15 protein-coding genes are annotated in these 14,721 nt (G+C 63.1%); 6 read left to right on the top strand and 9 right to left on the bottom strand.

What is annotated here, in order from left to right:
- Nucleotide 1 precedes the first annotated feature (1 nt).
- The 3 genes from GGR20_RS11095 to GGR20_RS11105 all read right to left on the bottom strand — a co-directional run bounded on the left by GGR20_RS11095 (nt 2) and on the right by GGR20_RS11105 (nt 2,801).
- Entirely contained in the window at nt 2-712 is a 711-nt protein-coding gene (locus GGR20_RS11095; RefSeq protein WP_183311332.1) for an SDR family NAD(P)-dependent oxidoreductase, read from the bottom strand.
- A 122-nt stretch (nt 713-834) separates the two neighbouring features.
- Complete coding sequence (locus GGR20_RS11100; protein WP_183311333.1) at nt 835-2,223, bottom strand: TRAP transporter large permease; 1,389 nt, start codon at nt 2,221-2,223, stop codon at nt 835-837.
- Nucleotides 2,223-2,801, bottom strand: coding sequence for a TRAP transporter small permease subunit (locus GGR20_RS11105; RefSeq protein WP_183311334.1), 579 nt, complete (start codon nt 2,799-2,801; stop codon nt 2,223-2,225). The genes GGR20_RS11100 and GGR20_RS11105 overlap by 1 nt, the downstream gene beginning before the upstream one ends.
- Nucleotides 2,802-2,993: 192 nt before the next feature.
- Here GGR20_RS11105 and GGR20_RS11110 point away from each other — a divergent pair, with 192 nt between their 5' ends.
- The 4 genes from GGR20_RS11110 (at nt 2,994) to GGR20_RS11125 (ending at nt 6,108) form a co-directional block, all read left to right on the top strand.
- On the top strand, nt 2,994-3,938 hold the full coding sequence (locus GGR20_RS11110) for a carbohydrate kinase family protein (RefSeq protein WP_183311335.1): 945 nt from the start codon (nt 2,994-2,996) through the stop codon (nt 3,936-3,938).
- Between the two features lie 85 nt (nt 3,939-4,023).
- Entirely contained in the window at nt 4,024-4,740 is a 717-nt protein-coding gene (locus GGR20_RS11115) for a cytochrome c biogenesis CcdA family protein (protein ID WP_183311336.1), read from the top strand.
- Between the two features lie 12 nt (nt 4,741-4,752).
- Nucleotides 4,753-5,163 (top strand): thioredoxin family protein, encoded by a 411-nt coding sequence (locus tag GGR20_RS11120; RefSeq protein WP_183311337.1) that lies wholly within the window; start codon nt 4,753-4,755, stop codon nt 5,161-5,163.
- Nucleotides 5,164-5,232: 69 nt separating this feature from the next.
- Nucleotides 5,233-6,108 carry a c-type cytochrome gene (locus tag GGR20_RS11125; RefSeq protein ID WP_183311338.1) on the top strand — a complete coding sequence of 292 codons (876 nt, stop codon included), beginning with the start codon at nt 5,233-5,235 and terminating at the stop codon, nt 6,106-6,108.
- On the opposite strand, the gene GGR20_RS11130 is transcribed toward GGR20_RS11125, so the two are convergent.
- From GGR20_RS11130 to GGR20_RS11145, 4 genes are all read right to left on the bottom strand, one after another.
- Nucleotides 6,109-7,725 (bottom strand): L-aspartate oxidase, encoded by a 1,617-nt coding sequence (locus GGR20_RS11130; protein WP_338084929.1) that lies wholly within the window; start codon nt 7,723-7,725, stop codon nt 6,109-6,111.
- Between the two features lie 253 nt (nt 7,726-7,978).
- Nucleotides 7,979-8,830, bottom strand: coding sequence for a fumarylacetoacetate hydrolase family protein (locus GGR20_RS11135; protein ID WP_183311340.1), 852 nt, complete (start codon nt 8,828-8,830; stop codon nt 7,979-7,981).
- Between the two features lie 89 nt (nt 8,831-8,919).
- Nucleotides 8,920-9,354 carry an RbsD/FucU family protein gene (locus tag GGR20_RS11140; protein WP_183311341.1) on the bottom strand — a complete coding sequence of 145 codons (435 nt, stop codon included), beginning with the start codon at nt 9,352-9,354 and terminating at the stop codon, nt 8,920-8,922.
- 20 nt (nt 9,355-9,374) lie between these two features.
- Nucleotides 9,375-10,124: a GntR family transcriptional regulator gene (locus tag GGR20_RS11145; RefSeq protein ID WP_183311342.1), complete on the bottom strand. Its 750-nt coding sequence runs from the start codon at nt 10,122-10,124 to the stop codon at nt 9,375-9,377.
- A 123-nt stretch (nt 10,125-10,247) separates the two neighbouring features.
- Between GGR20_RS11145 and GGR20_RS11150 the strand changes: the two genes are divergently transcribed.
- On the top strand, nt 10,248-11,798 hold the full coding sequence (locus GGR20_RS11150; RefSeq protein ID WP_183311343.1) for a D-arabinonate dehydratase: 1,551 nt from the start codon (nt 10,248-10,250) through the stop codon (nt 11,796-11,798).
- Entirely contained in the window at nt 11,795-12,418 is a 624-nt protein-coding gene (locus GGR20_RS11155; RefSeq protein ID WP_183311344.1) for a methyltransferase domain-containing protein, read from the top strand. Before GGR20_RS11150 ends, GGR20_RS11155 begins: the two co-directional genes overlap by 4 nt.
- A 12-nt stretch (nt 12,419-12,430) precedes the next feature.
- On the opposite strand, the gene hpt is transcribed toward GGR20_RS11155, so the two are convergent.
- Both hpt and GGR20_RS11165 read right to left on the bottom strand, forming a co-directional pair.
- Nucleotides 12,431-12,973, bottom strand: coding sequence for a hypoxanthine phosphoribosyltransferase (hpt, locus tag GGR20_RS11160; RefSeq protein ID WP_183311345.1), 543 nt, complete (start codon nt 12,971-12,973; stop codon nt 12,431-12,433).
- Between the two features lie 263 nt (nt 12,974-13,236).
- Nucleotides 13,237-14,664, bottom strand: coding sequence for a glutamate synthase subunit beta (locus tag GGR20_RS11165; RefSeq protein WP_183311346.1), 1,428 nt, complete (start codon nt 14,662-14,664; stop codon nt 13,237-13,239).
- Between the last annotated feature and the right edge of the window lie 57 nt (nt 14,665-14,721).

Genomic DNA, 14,721 nt, shown 5'->3' on the forward strand with positions numbered 1-14,721 from the left:
TCTACCAGGGCAGGGGCTGGCCGGTGTGGTCGAGCATGCAGCCATTGTCTGCGGCGCGCAGACTATCGATGACCCCGAGCAGGCGGGTGGCCGCGAATTGGGCGCCCACAGGTGCATGACCAGACGATGTGAAAGGCGCCGAAAGTGGTGTGGCGACTGTGCCCGGATGCAGGGTCACGCAGAAGGCGTCCGGACGCGTTCGCTGCAATTCGATAGCGGCGGTGTGCAGCAATTGATTGAGGGCTGACTTGGCGGCGCGGTAGCCGTACCAGCCGCCCAGGCGATTGTCGCCGATACTACCGACCTTGGCCGAGAGCGCGGCAAATACGGCTTTTCCTTCCCGCGGAAATAGCGGCAGGAAATGCTTGGCAACAAGGGCCGGGCCGGTGGCGTTGACCGCGAAGCTGCGGGCCAACCGGGCTGCATCGAGTTGGCGCCAGGATTTTTCCGGCTGCAGGTCGCCATCATGCAAGAGTCCGGTGGCGACGATGACGAGCCGGACCGGAATGTTGTGTTGATGAACGCAGTGAGCAACCTTGGCGATCGAGGCCTCGTCGGTCAGGTCAAGGCCATCGGCGCGGCGCGAAAAGCCCAACACAGCACCAAATTGATTGACGCCTGACAGGGCCTCGACAAGAGCCCTGCCAATGCCGCCGTTGGCACCATTCACCGCGGCAAGGCCACCCACCGGAAAAGACTTCAAGTCAGTCATGACTGCGCCTCCTTGCCTGCACTACGCAAGCCGAGGGTGGGCAGTTCATTTGCCTGTCGGCATGGGGGAGGAGGGCCGAATGGCCTTCCAGCCCCTATCACGACTTCAGTACAGATGGTCCTCTAGTACAGCACGTCCGGCAGCCAGGTGATGAGCTGGGGGAAGGTGAAGAGCAGGGCGATGCCGATTAGTTGCAGTATTACGAAGGGCACGGCGCCGCGATAGATCGCGCCGGTCGATACTGCATTGGAAGCCACGCCGCGCAGGTAGAACAGCGCAAAGCCAAATGGCGGGGTGAGGAAGCTGGTTTGCAAGTTCACCCCGACCATGACGCCGAGCCAGATCGGATCGACATCGAGCGCCAGCAGCACCGGGGCGGTGATCGGGATGACGATGAAGATGATCTCGAAGGTGTCGAGGATGAAGCCCAGCAGGAACATGATGAACATAACGATGATCATCGCGCCGATGGCGCCGCCCGGCATGGAGGAGAGGAATTCGTGCACCAGATTGTCGCCGCCCATCATGCGGAAGACGATGGAGAACACCGCGGCACCGAACAGGATGATGAAGACCATTGAGGTGATGGTGGCGGTGGAAATGACGGCCTGGCGCAGGATGGAAAAATCGATGCGGCGGCGCAGCACAGCCAGCAGCATGGCGCCGACCGAGCCGACCGAAGCCGCTTCGGTTGGGGTGGCGATGCCGCCCAGGATGGAACCGAGAACGGCCACGATCAGCAGCAGCGGCGGCACCAGGGCCACGAAGACTTCGCGCATCAGCCCGGCCTTTTCGTCTTCCGGGACCGGGGTGGCGGGGCAGGATTTGGGGTCGGTGATGGCCTTGAAAATCATATAGCTGGCGTAGAGGCCGACCAGCAGCAGACCAGGCAGGATGGCACCGGCAAACAGCGCCCCGACCGAGACCGGCTCGGGGGCGAAATTGCCCTTTTCCATCTGGACCTGGGAATTGATGCCGGCGAGCATGTCGCCCATGAAGATCAGGACGGTCGAGGGCGGAATGATCTGCCCCAAAGTGCCTGAAGCGCAGATGACGCCTGTGGCCAGTTTCGGATCATAGCCTGCGCGCAGCATGGCCGGCAGGGAAATCAGGCCCATGGTGACGACGGTGGCGCCGACGACGCCGGTGGAGGCGGCCAGGAGTGCGCCGACCACGATCACCGACAGGCCGAGACCGCCACGCAGATTGCCGAAGAGCTTGCCCATGGTGAGCAACAATTGCTCGGCGATGCCGGAGCGCTCGAGCACGACGCCCATGAAAATAAAGAGCGGCACGGCGACCAGCACTTCATTGGTCATCAACCCGATATAGCGGCCCGCCAGCGAGCCGTAGTTGGAGGGGTCGTAAACGCCCAGCCACCAGCCGATGAGACCGAAGATCAGCGCGGTGCCGGCCAGCGAAAAGGCCACCGGAAAGCCGAGCATGAGCACGCCGATAACGCCGAAGAACATGACGGCCGAGAGAATCTCGCCAAGCAGTACGGGATCCATCAGGCAATCTCTCCGGCGGGGTGGTCGCTGTCGTCGGGGTTTTCGTAACGCAGATGGGGTGGCAGGAGATCTTCCTTGCCGGCCAGCACCAGAATGGCGCGGGCGGCCATGGCCAGGCCCTGCAGGCCGACCAGAACGGCAAAGAGCAGAATGAAGCTCTTGAGAATGAACAGACCGGGCATGCCGCCAATATTGGCCGAGCCTTCCATAAAGCCCCAGGAGCGGGCGACGGCGGTAAATGTGTAGGTCCAGACCACGTAGACATAGGGCAGGAGGAAGATCAGTACGCCGATCAGGTCGGCAATGGCTTTGCGGCGGACCGAAGCGGGGCGGTAGAACACGTCGACCCGGACATGGTCGTTGCGCAGCAGGGCAAAGCCGGCCACGCCGGTGAACATGGCGCCACCGAGCCAGACATAGAGGTCCTGCATCCACAGGGTCGAGGTGCTGAACACATAGCGCTGCACAACCACGGTGAAGCACACCAGCACGCAGGCCAGGGCCAGCCAGGACAACACCTGCCCCACGAGCCAGTTGATGGCGCTGATCAACCGGACCAGCACGGCGAGCGCTTGCATTGGTGTGCGCCTCCCAGTTCCCCGAAGTCACAACGGCGCTATTCCGCGCCTATTCCGGAACCGATTGAGCATTATCCGTTCGGTGGGTCAATGTGATTGTGGCGGAATTGCGGGAGTTTGCCGCATCTGGCTGGTGACATCTGATACCAAAGTGGTATGCAGCCGCTCGAAGCCTGTGCCTGGGAGGAATGCATGTTCGTTGTCGGTGGCGAAAGCCTGATCGATCTGGTGCCGGTCTCGGCCGAGCCGGGCGCCGAGCGGGTGGCGCATGCGGGCGGGTCGCCGTTCAACTGTGCCATTGCCCTGTCCAAGCTGGGCAATCAGACCGGGTTTCTGTGCCCGATCAGCCAGGATGAGTTTGGCGATGTGCTGCTGGCGCCGCTGGCCGAGGCAGGGGTCTCGGTGCTGCTCGAAGAACGCGTCGCGGCGCCGACCACCAAAGCCATCGTCAGCTTCAATGCAAAGATGCAGGCAAGCTACGTGTTCGAACGCGGCGCCGATCGGGCCTTTACCCGAAATGGCCTCCTGGCGGGCCTGCCCGGACAGGTGGAGCTCTACCAGATCGGCGGGTTCTCTCCGATCCTGGAAGAGGACGCGGTGGTGTGGACCGATGTGGTCGATGCTGCAGCAGAGCGTGGCGCAACGATTTCCATCGACATCAATGTGCGCGACAAGCTGATAGAGGACGAGCCCGGCTTCCGGGCGCGGCTGGGCCGATTTCTCGACAAGGCGCATCTGGTCAAGCTGTCGGACGAGGATCACGCCTGGCTCGAACCGGGCAAAAGCGTTGAAGACCATGCGGCACAATTGCTGGCACGGCCCAATTGCGAATTGGTGGTGGTGACCATGGGCGAAGACGGCTCGCGCGCCTTTTCCCGCAAGGCCAGCGCATCGGCACCAATCCATAAGCCCGAAGTGTTCGGCGATACGGTTGGTGCCGGAGATAGCCTGATGGCAGGCATCCTGACCTGGCTGGGGGAGGCGAAGACACTTAAGCCGGGTGGACTGGCCGCACTCGATGCCGCACAGCTGGAATCGATGCTGCGGTTCGGCGCTGTGGTCGCCGGCATTAATTGCGGCCGGATCGGCTGCCAGCCGCCCAGCCGGGCGGAAGTGGATAAGGTGCTTTCGGCCTGATCACGGCTACGTCAACGCCGGATCGTAACCTAGTGTGCTCCGCTCTCGTATAGTCTCTCGAACAGACTGAAATGGGAGCGCGGGATTGCTTGATCTGGTTTTGGCCTTCGCGGCGGGTTTGCTGACGCTGATCAACCCCTGTGTTCTGCCCTTGTTGCCGCTGATCGGCGCCAGTGCGCTGGCGCGGCACCGGCTGGCCCCATTGGCGATGGCCGGTGGCATGGCCCTGAGCTTTACCCTGGCCGGACTGGGCGCCTTTGCCCTGACCCGGGCCCTTGGACTGCCGCAGGACGTCATTGCCCTGGGGGCGGGCTGGGCCATGCTGGGTTTTGGCCTCGTTTTGCTGACCCCACCATTGCAAACCCAATTCTCGCGCCTAGCCGGCGCCACGGCCAGTGGTAGTACGCGTCTACTCGGTCAGTTCGAGGGACGCGGGCTGTGGGGTGAGGCGGCGGCCGGTGCTTTGCTGGGTCTGGCCTGGTCGCCCTGTATCGGCCCGACGCTGGGTGGCGCCATCGGGCTGGCGGCGCAAGGCGAGAACTTGCTTTATGCCGGCCTGATCATGGCGTGTTTCGCGCTGGGCGCGGCCAGTATCGTGCTGGCGCTGGCCTATGGCACGCGGGCGGCATTGTCCGGACGCCGGGCCCTGCTGATGCAGTTCGCGCCCCATGCCAAGACCGCGCTGGGTGTGGGGCTGGCGCTGGTGGGTCTGGCCATCATTTTCCGTATCGACCGCCTTCTGGAAGCCTGGGCGCTGGGCGTATTGCCGGTCTGGCTGGTTGACCTATCCGTAAGTATCTGAGGAGACAAGTGCATGATTACACGTCGACACCTATTGGCCGGCCTGGCAGGCATCAGCGTTCTAGGCCTAGTGGCGGGAGCCGCCGGAGCGCTGGAGTTCATCGACTACACCGGAACCGAACTCGAGGGGCTTGCCGATAGCGGCACGCCCTATCTCATCAATTTCCATGCAAGCTGGTGCCCGACCTGTGCGGCCCAGCAGCGCGTGCTGGACGCCTTGCAGGGTGAAAGCGCCGCCTATGCGGCCATCCCTATTCTGCGGGTCGACTGGGACAAATACGGCAATAGCGAACTGGCGCGGAGCATGGCCATTCCGCGGCGCTCGACGCTGGTGCTGATGCAGGGCACCAGTGAACTGGGGCGACTGGTGGCCGAAACGCGCAAGGAGCGGATTGCAGCACTTCTCGATCTCGCCAGCTCTTGATCGGCAGATGATTGCACCCTGTTGCCGGTTCTGGTCTGATCTGGCCAACGAGCGGCAGCGGGGGCAGGCATGAGAAAGCGTTGGTGGGCAGCAATCGCTGTGGCGGTGATCGGGGTCGGCACGGGAGTGTATCTGCTCAAGCCGGTCGCCGGACCGGCGCGGGAGCTGGATCTGGCCGGCGATGTGACGCGCGGCGATTATCTCATCCGGCTCGGCGGCTGCGTTGCCTGCCATACCGATGCTGAAAATGGGCGCGCCATGCTCTCTGGTGGAGCGGGTCTGGAGACGCCATTCGGTACGTTCGTTCCGCCCAATATTACCTCGGACCCGGTTGCCGGGATCGGCGCCTGGACCGTGGCCGAGTTCGCCGACGCCATGAGCAATGGCATGGGCCCCGAGGGTCATCTCTACCCGGCCTTTCCTTACGAAAACTACACGCTGATGAGCGACCAGGAGATCGTCGATCTCTATGCGGCGCTGATGGCTACCGAGCCTGTCAGCGAACCGGCGCCAGAGAGCGAGATACCCTTTCCGTTCAATATCAGGCTGGCCATGGCCGGATGGCAGAACCTGTTCTTTTCGCCAAGGCGCTTTGAGCCCGAAGAGGGGCAGTCCGAAACATATAATCGTGGCAAATACCTTGCCTTTGGTCCGGCCCATTGCGTGGCCTGTCATACGCCACGCAATGCCTTGGGCGCGCTGGAATGGGATCAGGCGCTGACCGGGTCGCCGGGCGGCACCGGTGGCCGGGCGCCGGACATCACTGCCGATGCGCTGATAGCGGAAGGTTATGTTGTTCCAACCCTGGTCCAGACGCTCAAGGACGGATTCACACCAGGCTTTGATGTGTTGGGCGGCCCGATGGGCGAGGTCATTACCGACTCGACCTCGCACTGGACCGACGAAGACCTGACGGCGTTGGCGACCTATCTGCTGGCGGAGTGATCAGGCCCCGGCGCGGATGGCGAGAGCCTGGCTCAGGGTCATTTCGGTGTGGTGTTCCCAGTCCTGACTGGGTTCGGGAAAGTCGAGGCGGAAATGTCCGCCGCGGCTTTCGCTGCGCAGCAGGGCGGCGGCGGCGACGAGCGTGGCCGAAGTCGTCATGTTGAGAAAGGCGCTGGTGACCTGTTCGGCCGTCGCCTCGAGGTGGGCGATCTGCCGGAGGGCTGCCTTGAGCCCCGCTTCGTCACGTTCCACGCCCACCAGATCGCCCATGATGCGGCGCAATTCCTGCACCGCCACGGTGTTACGCAGCACCTCTTCGGCCTTGTTGCCCTCGGCCTCGTCCCATTCGATACCTTCAAACGGCGTCAACTTGCGTGTCGGCTCCAGGCCACCAATGTCTTCGGCGATGCGGGCGCCAAAGACCACAGCCTCGAGCAGGGAATTTGATGCGAGGCGATTGGCGCCGTGCAGGCCGGTGCAACTGGCTTCGCCGCAGACCCAGAGGCCGGGCAGGGAAGAGCGGCCGCGCTCATCCACCTTCACGCCACCCATATGAAAATGGGCGGCCGGGGTGACCGGGATCATGCCATTGACGGGGTCGATGCCGGCGTCGTGGCAATATTTCGAGACGGTGGGGAAGCGCGTGAGGATGTCTGCGCCGAGGGCTTCCCGGGTATCCAGGAAGACCCGGCGGCCTGACTGGATCTGGCGGAAATTGGCGCGGGCGACAATGTCGCGCGGGGCCAATTCGGCATCGGGATGGATGGCGGGCATGAAGCGCTCGCCCAGATCATTGACCAGAATGGCACCCTCGCCACGCAGCGCTTCGGTGGCGAGTGGCGCCGGATCGGCGCCGGTGGCAATTGCGGTGGGGTGGAACTGGACGAATTCGGGATCGGCGATGATGGCGCCGGCGCGGGCCGCCATGCCCATGGCGTGGCCACGCACGCCGGGGGGATTGGTGGTGACGGCGTATAGCCCGCCCAGACCGCCGGCGGCGAGGATGGTGGCGCGGGCGCGGATGTAAATGGGTTCGGAATAGCGATCACCCAGGCGCCGACAATAAACGCCAATGATGCGGCCATTGTCGCGTGCGAGGCTGAGGGCCGTAATGCCCTCCACGACGCGAATAGACGGGGTGCGCCTGACCTCGGCGATGATGGCCTGCATGATGGCCCAGCCGGCGCGGTCGCCTTCGACCTTGACGATGCGGTTGGCTGAGTGAGCGGCTTCGCGTCCGAGCTCGAAATTGCCGAAATCATCGCGGTCGAATGGTGTGCCCCAGCGGGCCAGATCCTCGATACGGGCCACGGCTTCCGCGGTGACCCCTTCGGCGGTGCCATGATCGACAATGCCGGCGCCGGCCATTTCGGTGTCCTGGGCATGAGCGCGGGGGCTGTCACCTTCTCCCATCGCCGCAGCAACGCCACCCTGGGCCCAGGCCGAGGACGCACCCATGCCCAGCGGTTTGGGGGAAAGCACGGTGACCGGACGCGGCGCCAGCTTGAGTGCGGTGAACAGACCGGCAAGGCCGGCACCGACGATGAGGGCGCCATCGGCATCGAGCGTGTTGTCGAAAATGGTCATGGTCTCCCCCAGTTCCCGAATGAGGCCCATAGCCGTCCTGCGGTCCGGCCACAAGGTAAGCCTTGGCCCCGGTCGTACGCAGGTGCGAAAAAACTCTGCCAGTCTTCTATCGCCGCCTAGTGGCAGAAAGGCAGGTGGGGCCAGCAGGAGGCACTTTTCGAGGCGCCGGGCGCCTTGCGGGGGGCGTCAGGGTGAGCAAGGTGCGGACCCGCCTGACGGGCCCGCAGATTTTGCCCCTGTGTGTGTTGTCCCTCCCGCCAAAGGGAAGGGCACACAGCAGAAATTAGGCGCTATAGGCCTTGACGTTCTGGGTCTGCTCGCCGAGGCCTTCGATGCCGAGGCGCATGACATTGCCCGGCTGAAGCCAGACCGGCTCGGGTTTGATGCCCATGCCTACGCCCGGCGGGGTGCCAGTGGTGATGATGTCACCCGGCTGTAGGCTCATGAACTGGGAGACATAGGAGACGACCTTGGCAACGCCAAAGATCATGGTCTTGGTGGAGCCGTCCTGATAGCGCTTGCCATCGACCTCGAGCCACATCTTGAGGTTCTGCGGATCGGCGACCTCGTCCTTGGTCACCAGCCATGGGCCGATGGGGCCGAAGGTGTCGGCGCCCTTGCCCTTGTCCCAGGTGCCGCCGCGCTCAGTCTGGAAGTGCCGTTCGGATACGTCGTTGCAGACGCAATAGCCGGCCACATGGTCCATGGCGTCGGCTTCTTCTACGTAGCGGGCTTCCTTGCCGATGACGATCGCCAGCTCGACTTCCCAATCGGGCTTGATGGCGTTTTTGGGGATGATGACATCGTCATTGGGACCGACAATGGCACTGGTGGCCTTCATGAAGATGATGGGCTCTTCGGGGATCGGCGCGCCGGTTTCGGCGGCGTGGTCGGCATAGTTCAGGCCGATGCAAATGAACTTGCCGACATTGGCCACGCAGGGACCGATGCGCTCGTCGGCGGACAGCGTGGGCAGCGAGGCAATGTCGGTCCCGGCGATGATCTCCAGCCCCTCGGGCAGCAGGGTCGCCCCGCCAATGTCTGCCACGACGCCGGTGAGATCGCGGATCGAGCCGTCCTGGGCAAGAATGGCGGGCTTTTCAGCGCCCTTGGCACCGACACGAAGCAGTTTCATGGTGAGGATCCTCCAAATGGGTTTGTCGGCGTCATAGAGCTAACATGTTAGTCTGTCGAGGGCGGCTAGGGACAAAGCCGTTCGGCCGGTCAGGATTCGGGGCGGATCACACCCTTCTTGAGTATGATGTTGCCATAGAGACGCGCTTCTCCAGTCTGCACGAGAGCGGCGGCCTTGCTGGCGCGATCGTAAAAGGCAAAGCGCTCAATGGTGGAGAAGCGCCGGGTTGGCTCGTGGCGGGCAATGAGCGCCTCGAACTCCCCAAAGATCGCCGGGACGGCGGACGCATCGCCGACAACGGCCATGCCGATGGCGGCATCGTCGACAAAATCATCAAGCGGCATCACCGTCAGCACCGCATCCAAAATGTCAGTGGCGGCAATGCCGTCGGCCCGGATCACGGATGGACCGAGGAACTCGGCAGGGAAGTTGGCATCGACGATGGCAATCTCGTCGCCGTGGCCCATTGCACGCAGGGTGGAGAGCAATTCGGGACCAAGCAGGGGCGGGATATTCTTGAGCATTGGTGAAAGAGGTCTCGCGGTTAGCCAAAGGGGAAGTCGTTGTCTTCGGTGGTGAATTCGGCGCCGTCGGCAAACAGCGCGGGTTGTTCCTGGGCGAAGGCGAACAGTTCCACCATGACCGCGTCGATATGGGCGCGAATGGCGGCAATGGCCTGGGGCGCGTCAGCAGCCAGAATGCCGTCGAAGATCGCCTGATGTTCGGCAATGGTGAGGTTGAGCCGGCGCGGCGTGATGATGAGACGGCGGGCGCGATCAAGGTTGGCGCGGGCCTTGTCGATGATCGATTTGACCTTGGTCAGCCGCATGGAGCGGAAGATGATGTCGTGAAAGTCCACATCGATCTGGTGGAAGGTCTCGGCATCGTCGCGCGAGGCGGCATCGCGCTGGGATGCCATATTGGCGTGCAGCGCCGCGATGACCTCCGTGTCGTGCTTGCCGATGAGAACGCGCAAAGCCTCGCTCTCGAGCCCCTTCCGGATGAGCATATACTCGCGGACATCAGCAATTTTGACCAGAGAGACGGTGGAGCCGCGCTGCGGTGCAATGTCGACCAGACCCTCGTCGGCCAGCCTGGCCAGCGCTTCACTGACGGGGAAGCGCGACACGCCCAGCTGGGTGCAGATGGCGGTTTTGTCCAGCATGGTGCCCGGTGGCAGGGCCAGGGAGACTATGGCCTGGCGCAGGGCGTTGGTGACCTCCACCGTGACCGTGCCGCGCGAGAAATCGCCTGCTGAACCGAGAAATTGGTAAGGACTGGCTTCCGTTTTCATGCTAACATGTTAGTTAGTGACGTCTTGAATGACAATGCCGGACCTCTCGAAGCGCGTGCGCAATCTGACGAGAATATCTTCTGGCGTAAAGCGTTGAGAACCGACTGCCAAAGGCCCCTGTTGATGAATGAGCAAGTGACGCAGCCGCAAGGCAAGACCCTGGTGCTGAATGCCGCCGACAATATTGCGGTGGCGCTGGCCAATCTCGAGGTGGGCACCGGCACGCCCGAGGGTGTTGCCATCATCCGGCGGGTGCCGCGCGGGCACAAGTTCGCCACACGCCCGATTGCGGCAGGCGAGGCTGTGGTAAAATTCGGTCAGATCATCGGCTTTGCCAAGGAAGGGATTGCGCCGGGCGATTGGGTGCATGAGCACAATTGCGGCATGGGCGGTCCCGATGGGTCGCTGGCACACGACTATGCCTTTGCCGAAGGCGCGGTGCCGGTCGAGATGCTGGAAGCCAGCCAGCGGGCGACCTTTCAAGGCTTCAAGCGCGCCAATGGCTCGGTGGGGACGCGCAATTATGTTGGTATCCTGACCTCGGTGAACTGCTCGGCAACTGTCGCCAAATTCATGGCCGAAGCAATCAACCGCTCGGGCGTTTTGGACGACTACCCGGAGATCGATGGGGTTATCCCGTTCGTGCATGGCACGGGCTGTGCCATGGATCTGAGCGGCGAGGGCTATCAGATTTTCCGGCGCACGCAGTGGGGCTATACCTCCAACCCCAATCTGGGCGCAGCATTGCTGGTGGGCCTAGGGTGTGAAGCGTTCCAGATCGACCGGATGAAGGAAGCCTATAACCTATCTGAAACCGACACTTTCCAGACCATGACGATCCAGGAGATCGGCGGCACGCGCAAGATGATTGACTGGGGGGTCGAGCGCATCAAGGAGATGCTGCCGGTGGCGGCCAAGGCGCGGCGCGAAACGGTGGATGCCAGTCATCTCTCCCTGGCGCTGCAATGCGGCGGCTCGGACGGCTATTCCGGCATTACCGCCAATCCGGCGCTGGGCGTTGCGGTCGATACGCTGGTCAAGCATGGTGGCACGGCGATCCTTTCGGAGACGCCTGAAGTCTATGGCGCCGAACATATGCTGACCCGCCGCGCGGTGACGCGCGAAGTGGGCGAAAAGCTGATCGAGCGCATCAAATGGTGGGAGGATTACACGCGTCGCAATGGCGGGGAAATGAACAACAATCCGTCGCCCGGCAACAAGCTGGGCGGGCTGACCACGATTCTGGAAAAGTCCCTCGGCGCGACGGCAAAGGGCGGTTCGACGCCGCTGACGGCGGTTTATGAATATGCCGAGAAGGTCACCGAGAAGGGTTTTGTGTTCATGGACACGCCGGGCTTTGACCCGGTTTCGGCCACCGGCCAAGTGGCAGGCGGCGCCAATGTGCTGACTTTCACCACCGGGCGTGGCTCGGCCTATGGCTGCAAGCCGGTGCCGTCGATAAAGCTGGCGACCAATTCGGACATGTATGCCCGCATGAGCGAAGATATGGACATCAATTGCGGCGACATCGTCGAGGGTGTTTCCATCGAGGCCAAGGGTCAGCAAATCTTTGAGCACATCCTCAAGGTCGCCTCGGGCGAGCGGACCAAGTCCGAGACGCTGGGCTATGGCGACAATGAGTTCGTGCCCTGGCAGGTCGGGGCGGTGATGTGAGCGAACGAGAAGACCACTGGCAGGGCGTTTATTCCACCAAGGGCGAGGACGAGGTGTCCTGGTTCGAGGAGAGCCCGGCCTTTTCGCTTGGGCTTCTCGATGCCGCCGGCCTTCGTCAGGAGCACGCCCTTGTCGATATCGGGGGTGGTGCCTCGCGGCTGGTCGATGCGCTGATTGCCCGTGGCCAGGCCTGGGTAAGCGTGCTGGACCTGTCACAGGCTGCACTCGATATCGCGCGGGCCCGCCTGCCGGAGGTCAGCAATGTCGGCTGGATCGCCGGCGACGTCACCCAATGGGAGCCTGATCGCGGCTATGATTTCTGGCATGACCGGGCGGCGCTGCATTTCCTTGCGACAGCGGATGACCAGGCGCGCTATGCCGAGGCCATCGACCGGGCGCTGGTCGCCGGGGGCGTTGCCGTCATCGGCACGTTCGCGCCAGACGGCCCGGAAAAATGCAGCGGCTTGCCGGTGGTGCGGCATGACGGGGAAAGCCTATCGGCACTGCTCGGCGACCGGTTCGTGCTTGTCGGCCAAGTCCGACACGAGCATGTCACGCCATGGGGAAGCGTGCAGAAATTCCAGTTCAGCACCTTCCGCAAGCGACAGAGCGAAGCGTAGCAGCGCTGTCCGTCATTCCTCGAGGAAACGTACCTTGCCGATATGGGGCAGGTTCCGGTTGCGCTGGGCGTAGTCGATGCCATAGCCGACGACGAATTCATCGGGGATGTCGAAGCCGATCCAGCGGGCCGGGACGTCGGTTTCGCGGCGCGATGGCTTGTTGAGCAGGGCGCACACTTCCATGCGACGCGGGTGGCGGGTCTCGAGGATTTCCAGGACGTGCTTGAGCGTGTGGCCGGTGTCGATGATGTCTTCCACCACCAGCACGTCGCGATCGTGAATTTCGCCCCGCAGATCCTTGAGGATGCGCACCTCGCGGCTCGATTCCATGGCGTCGCCATAGGAGGACGCTTCGAGGAAGTCGACCTCGACCGGCAGATCAATCTCGCGCACCAGATCGGCGATGAAGATGAAGGAGCCGCGCAAGAGGCCCACGACGACGAGCTTGTCGGTGTCGCGGAAATTCTCGGTGATTTCGGCAGCCAGTGCTTCAACGCGGGCAGCAATGGCCTTGGCGGAGATGAGCTGGTCGACGGTGTAGGGGGCTTGGGGCATGGGGCGTCCGTGGAATCGCGTTTGCGGGACCATACTCTGACCTGCCGTGCGGGCGTAGCCCTTCCGGCCTTCGAATCTAAAATCACGTCACTGGCGTGATTTTGCCTTCGGCCGTTCCGAAGTCCCCCTGATAGGGGGAGGGACCGGCCGGTGTGGGGCTAAATCCGTTCGGGCTGCCCATACACGGCCATTCGAGCACAGTGCTCGTGGTCTGCTCGCCTGAAATCGCGCCAGTGGCGCGATTTACCCGTTGGTGCGGCTGTTTAGCGAGGCAGGTCCGTCTTGCCCATCAGGTCGAAGTCGATGGAGCGGGCGGCCTGGCGGCCTTCGCGGATGGCCCAGACGACAAGCGACTGGCCGCGGCGCATGTCGCCGGCGGCATAGACGCCGGGCACCGAGGTCTTGTAGCTCATGGTGTCGGCAAACAGGTTGCCGCGCTTGTCGAGGTCGGCGCCCAGTTCGGTCAGCATGCCTTCGGCAACCGGACCGGCAAAGCCGATGGCGAGAAGGACCAGATCGGCCTTGATGACGAACTCGGTGCCTGGAATGGGCTGGCGCTTGCGGTCAACGCGGGCGCACTCGACGCCGGTGACGTGACCATTGGCGTCGGCAATGATCTTCATGGTGCCGGCGGAGAATTCGCGGATCGCGCCTTCGGCCTGGGAGGACGAGGTGCGCATCTTGACCGCCCAATTGGGCCAGTTGGTCAACTTGTTCTCCAGCTCGGGCGGCATCGGGCGGACGTCGAGCTGGGTGACGGCAATAGCGCCCTGGCGGAAGCTGGTGCCAACGCAGTCCGACGCGGTATCGCCACCGCCCACTACCACGACATGCTTGCCGGCAGCGGTAAGCTGGAATTCATTGCTGACATCTTCCCCACCCACGCGGCGGTTCTGCTGCACCAGGAACGGCATGGCGAAATGCACGCCGGCGAACTGGTTGCCTTCGACATCGACCGGGCGCGGGCGCTCGGCGCCGCCAGAGAGCAGCACTGCGTCGTGGTCGCGCTGCAGATCCGAGAGCGGGGTGGTGACACCGACATTGACGCCATAGTGGAAGGTGACGCCTTCGGCTTCCATCTGGCTTACGCGGAAGTCGATATGGCCCTTCTCCATCTTGAAGTCGGGAATGCCATATCGCATCAGGCCGCCGGCCTTGGGTTCGCGCTCATAGACATGCACATCGTGCCCGGCACGAGCGAGCTGCTGGGCGGCGGCCATACCGGCCGGGCCCGAACCAACGACGGCGACCTTTTTGCCGGTCTTGGTCTTGGGTGGGCGCGGCTTGACCCAACCGGCCTTGATCGCCTTGTCGGCAATGGCCTGTTCCACCGTCTTGATGGCGACGGGCACGTCCTCAAGGTTGAGGGTGCAGGCTTCCTCGCAGGGGGCGGGGCAGATGCGACCGGTGAATTCGGGGAAATTATTGGTCGAGTGGAGATTGCGCGAAGCCTCTTCCCAATCACCATTATAGATCAGGTCATTCCAGTCCGGGATCTGGTTGTGCACCGGGCAGCCGGTATCGCCATGACAGAAGGGAATGCCGCAATCCATGCAGCGGGCAGCCTGATCGACCACCCGGCCTTCGGTGAGCGGAATGGTGAACTCACCAAAATGGCGAATGCGGTCGGAGGCCGGCTCGTAGCGCGGCTCTTCACGTTCGATTTCGAGAAAGCCGGTAACCTTGCCCATGCTTGTCTCCCCTTAGGTCGCGCTGTGCGCGGAATTGAACTCAACTGAAAGAGCGGA

The organism is Devosia subaequoris (genome assembly GCF_014197055.1).
Lineage (GTDB): Bacteria > Pseudomonadota > Alphaproteobacteria > Rhizobiales > Devosiaceae > Devosia > Devosia subaequoris.

Excerpts from the sequence above, each read along its gene's own strand:
- GGR20_RS11135 (WP_183311340.1), bottom strand. The coding sequence starts at position 8,830 with ATGAAACTGCTTCGTGTCGGTGCCAAGGGCGCTGAAAAGCCCGCCATT.
- GGR20_RS11140 (WP_183311341.1), bottom strand. The coding sequence starts at position 9,354 with ATGCTCAAGAATATCCCGCCCCTGCTTGGTCCCGAATTGCTCTCCACC.
- GGR20_RS11165 (WP_183311346.1), bottom strand. The coding sequence starts at position 14,664 with ATGGGCAAGGTTACCGGCTTTCTCGAAATCGAACGTGAAGAGCCGCGC.
- GGR20_RS11120 (WP_183311337.1), top strand. The coding sequence starts at position 4,753 with ATGATTACACGTCGACACCTATTGGCCGGCCTGGCAGGCATCAGCGTT.
- GGR20_RS11150 (WP_183311343.1), top strand. The coding sequence starts at position 10,248 with ATGAATGAGCAAGTGACGCAGCCGCAAGGCAAGACCCTGGTGCTGAAT.
- GGR20_RS11095 (WP_183311332.1), bottom strand. The coding sequence starts at position 712 with ATGACTGACTTGAAGTCTTTTCCGGTGGGTGGCCTTGCCGCGGTGAAT.
- GGR20_RS11130 (WP_338084929.1), bottom strand. The coding sequence starts at position 7,725 with ATGGGCCTCATTCGGGAACTGGGGGAGACCATGACCATTTTCGACAAC.
- GGR20_RS11110 (WP_183311335.1), top strand. The coding sequence starts at position 2,994 with ATGTTCGTTGTCGGTGGCGAAAGCCTGATCGATCTGGTGCCGGTCTCG.
- GGR20_RS11145 (WP_183311342.1), bottom strand. The coding sequence starts at position 10,124 with ATGAAAACGGAAGCCAGTCCTTACCAATTTCTCGGTTCAGCAGGCGAT.
- GGR20_RS11125 (WP_183311338.1), top strand. The coding sequence starts at position 5,233 with ATGAGAAAGCGTTGGTGGGCAGCAATCGCTGTGGCGGTGATCGGGGTC.
- GGR20_RS11100 (WP_183311333.1), bottom strand. The coding sequence starts at position 2,223 with ATGGATCCCGTACTGCTTGGCGAGATTCTCTCGGCCGTCATGTTCTTC.
- GGR20_RS11105 (WP_183311334.1), bottom strand. The coding sequence starts at position 2,801 with ATGCAAGCGCTCGCCGTGCTGGTCCGGTTGATCAGCGCCATCAACTGG.
- hpt (WP_183311345.1), bottom strand. The coding sequence starts at position 12,973 with ATGCCCCAAGCCCCCTACACCGTCGACCAGCTCATCTCCGCCAAGGCC.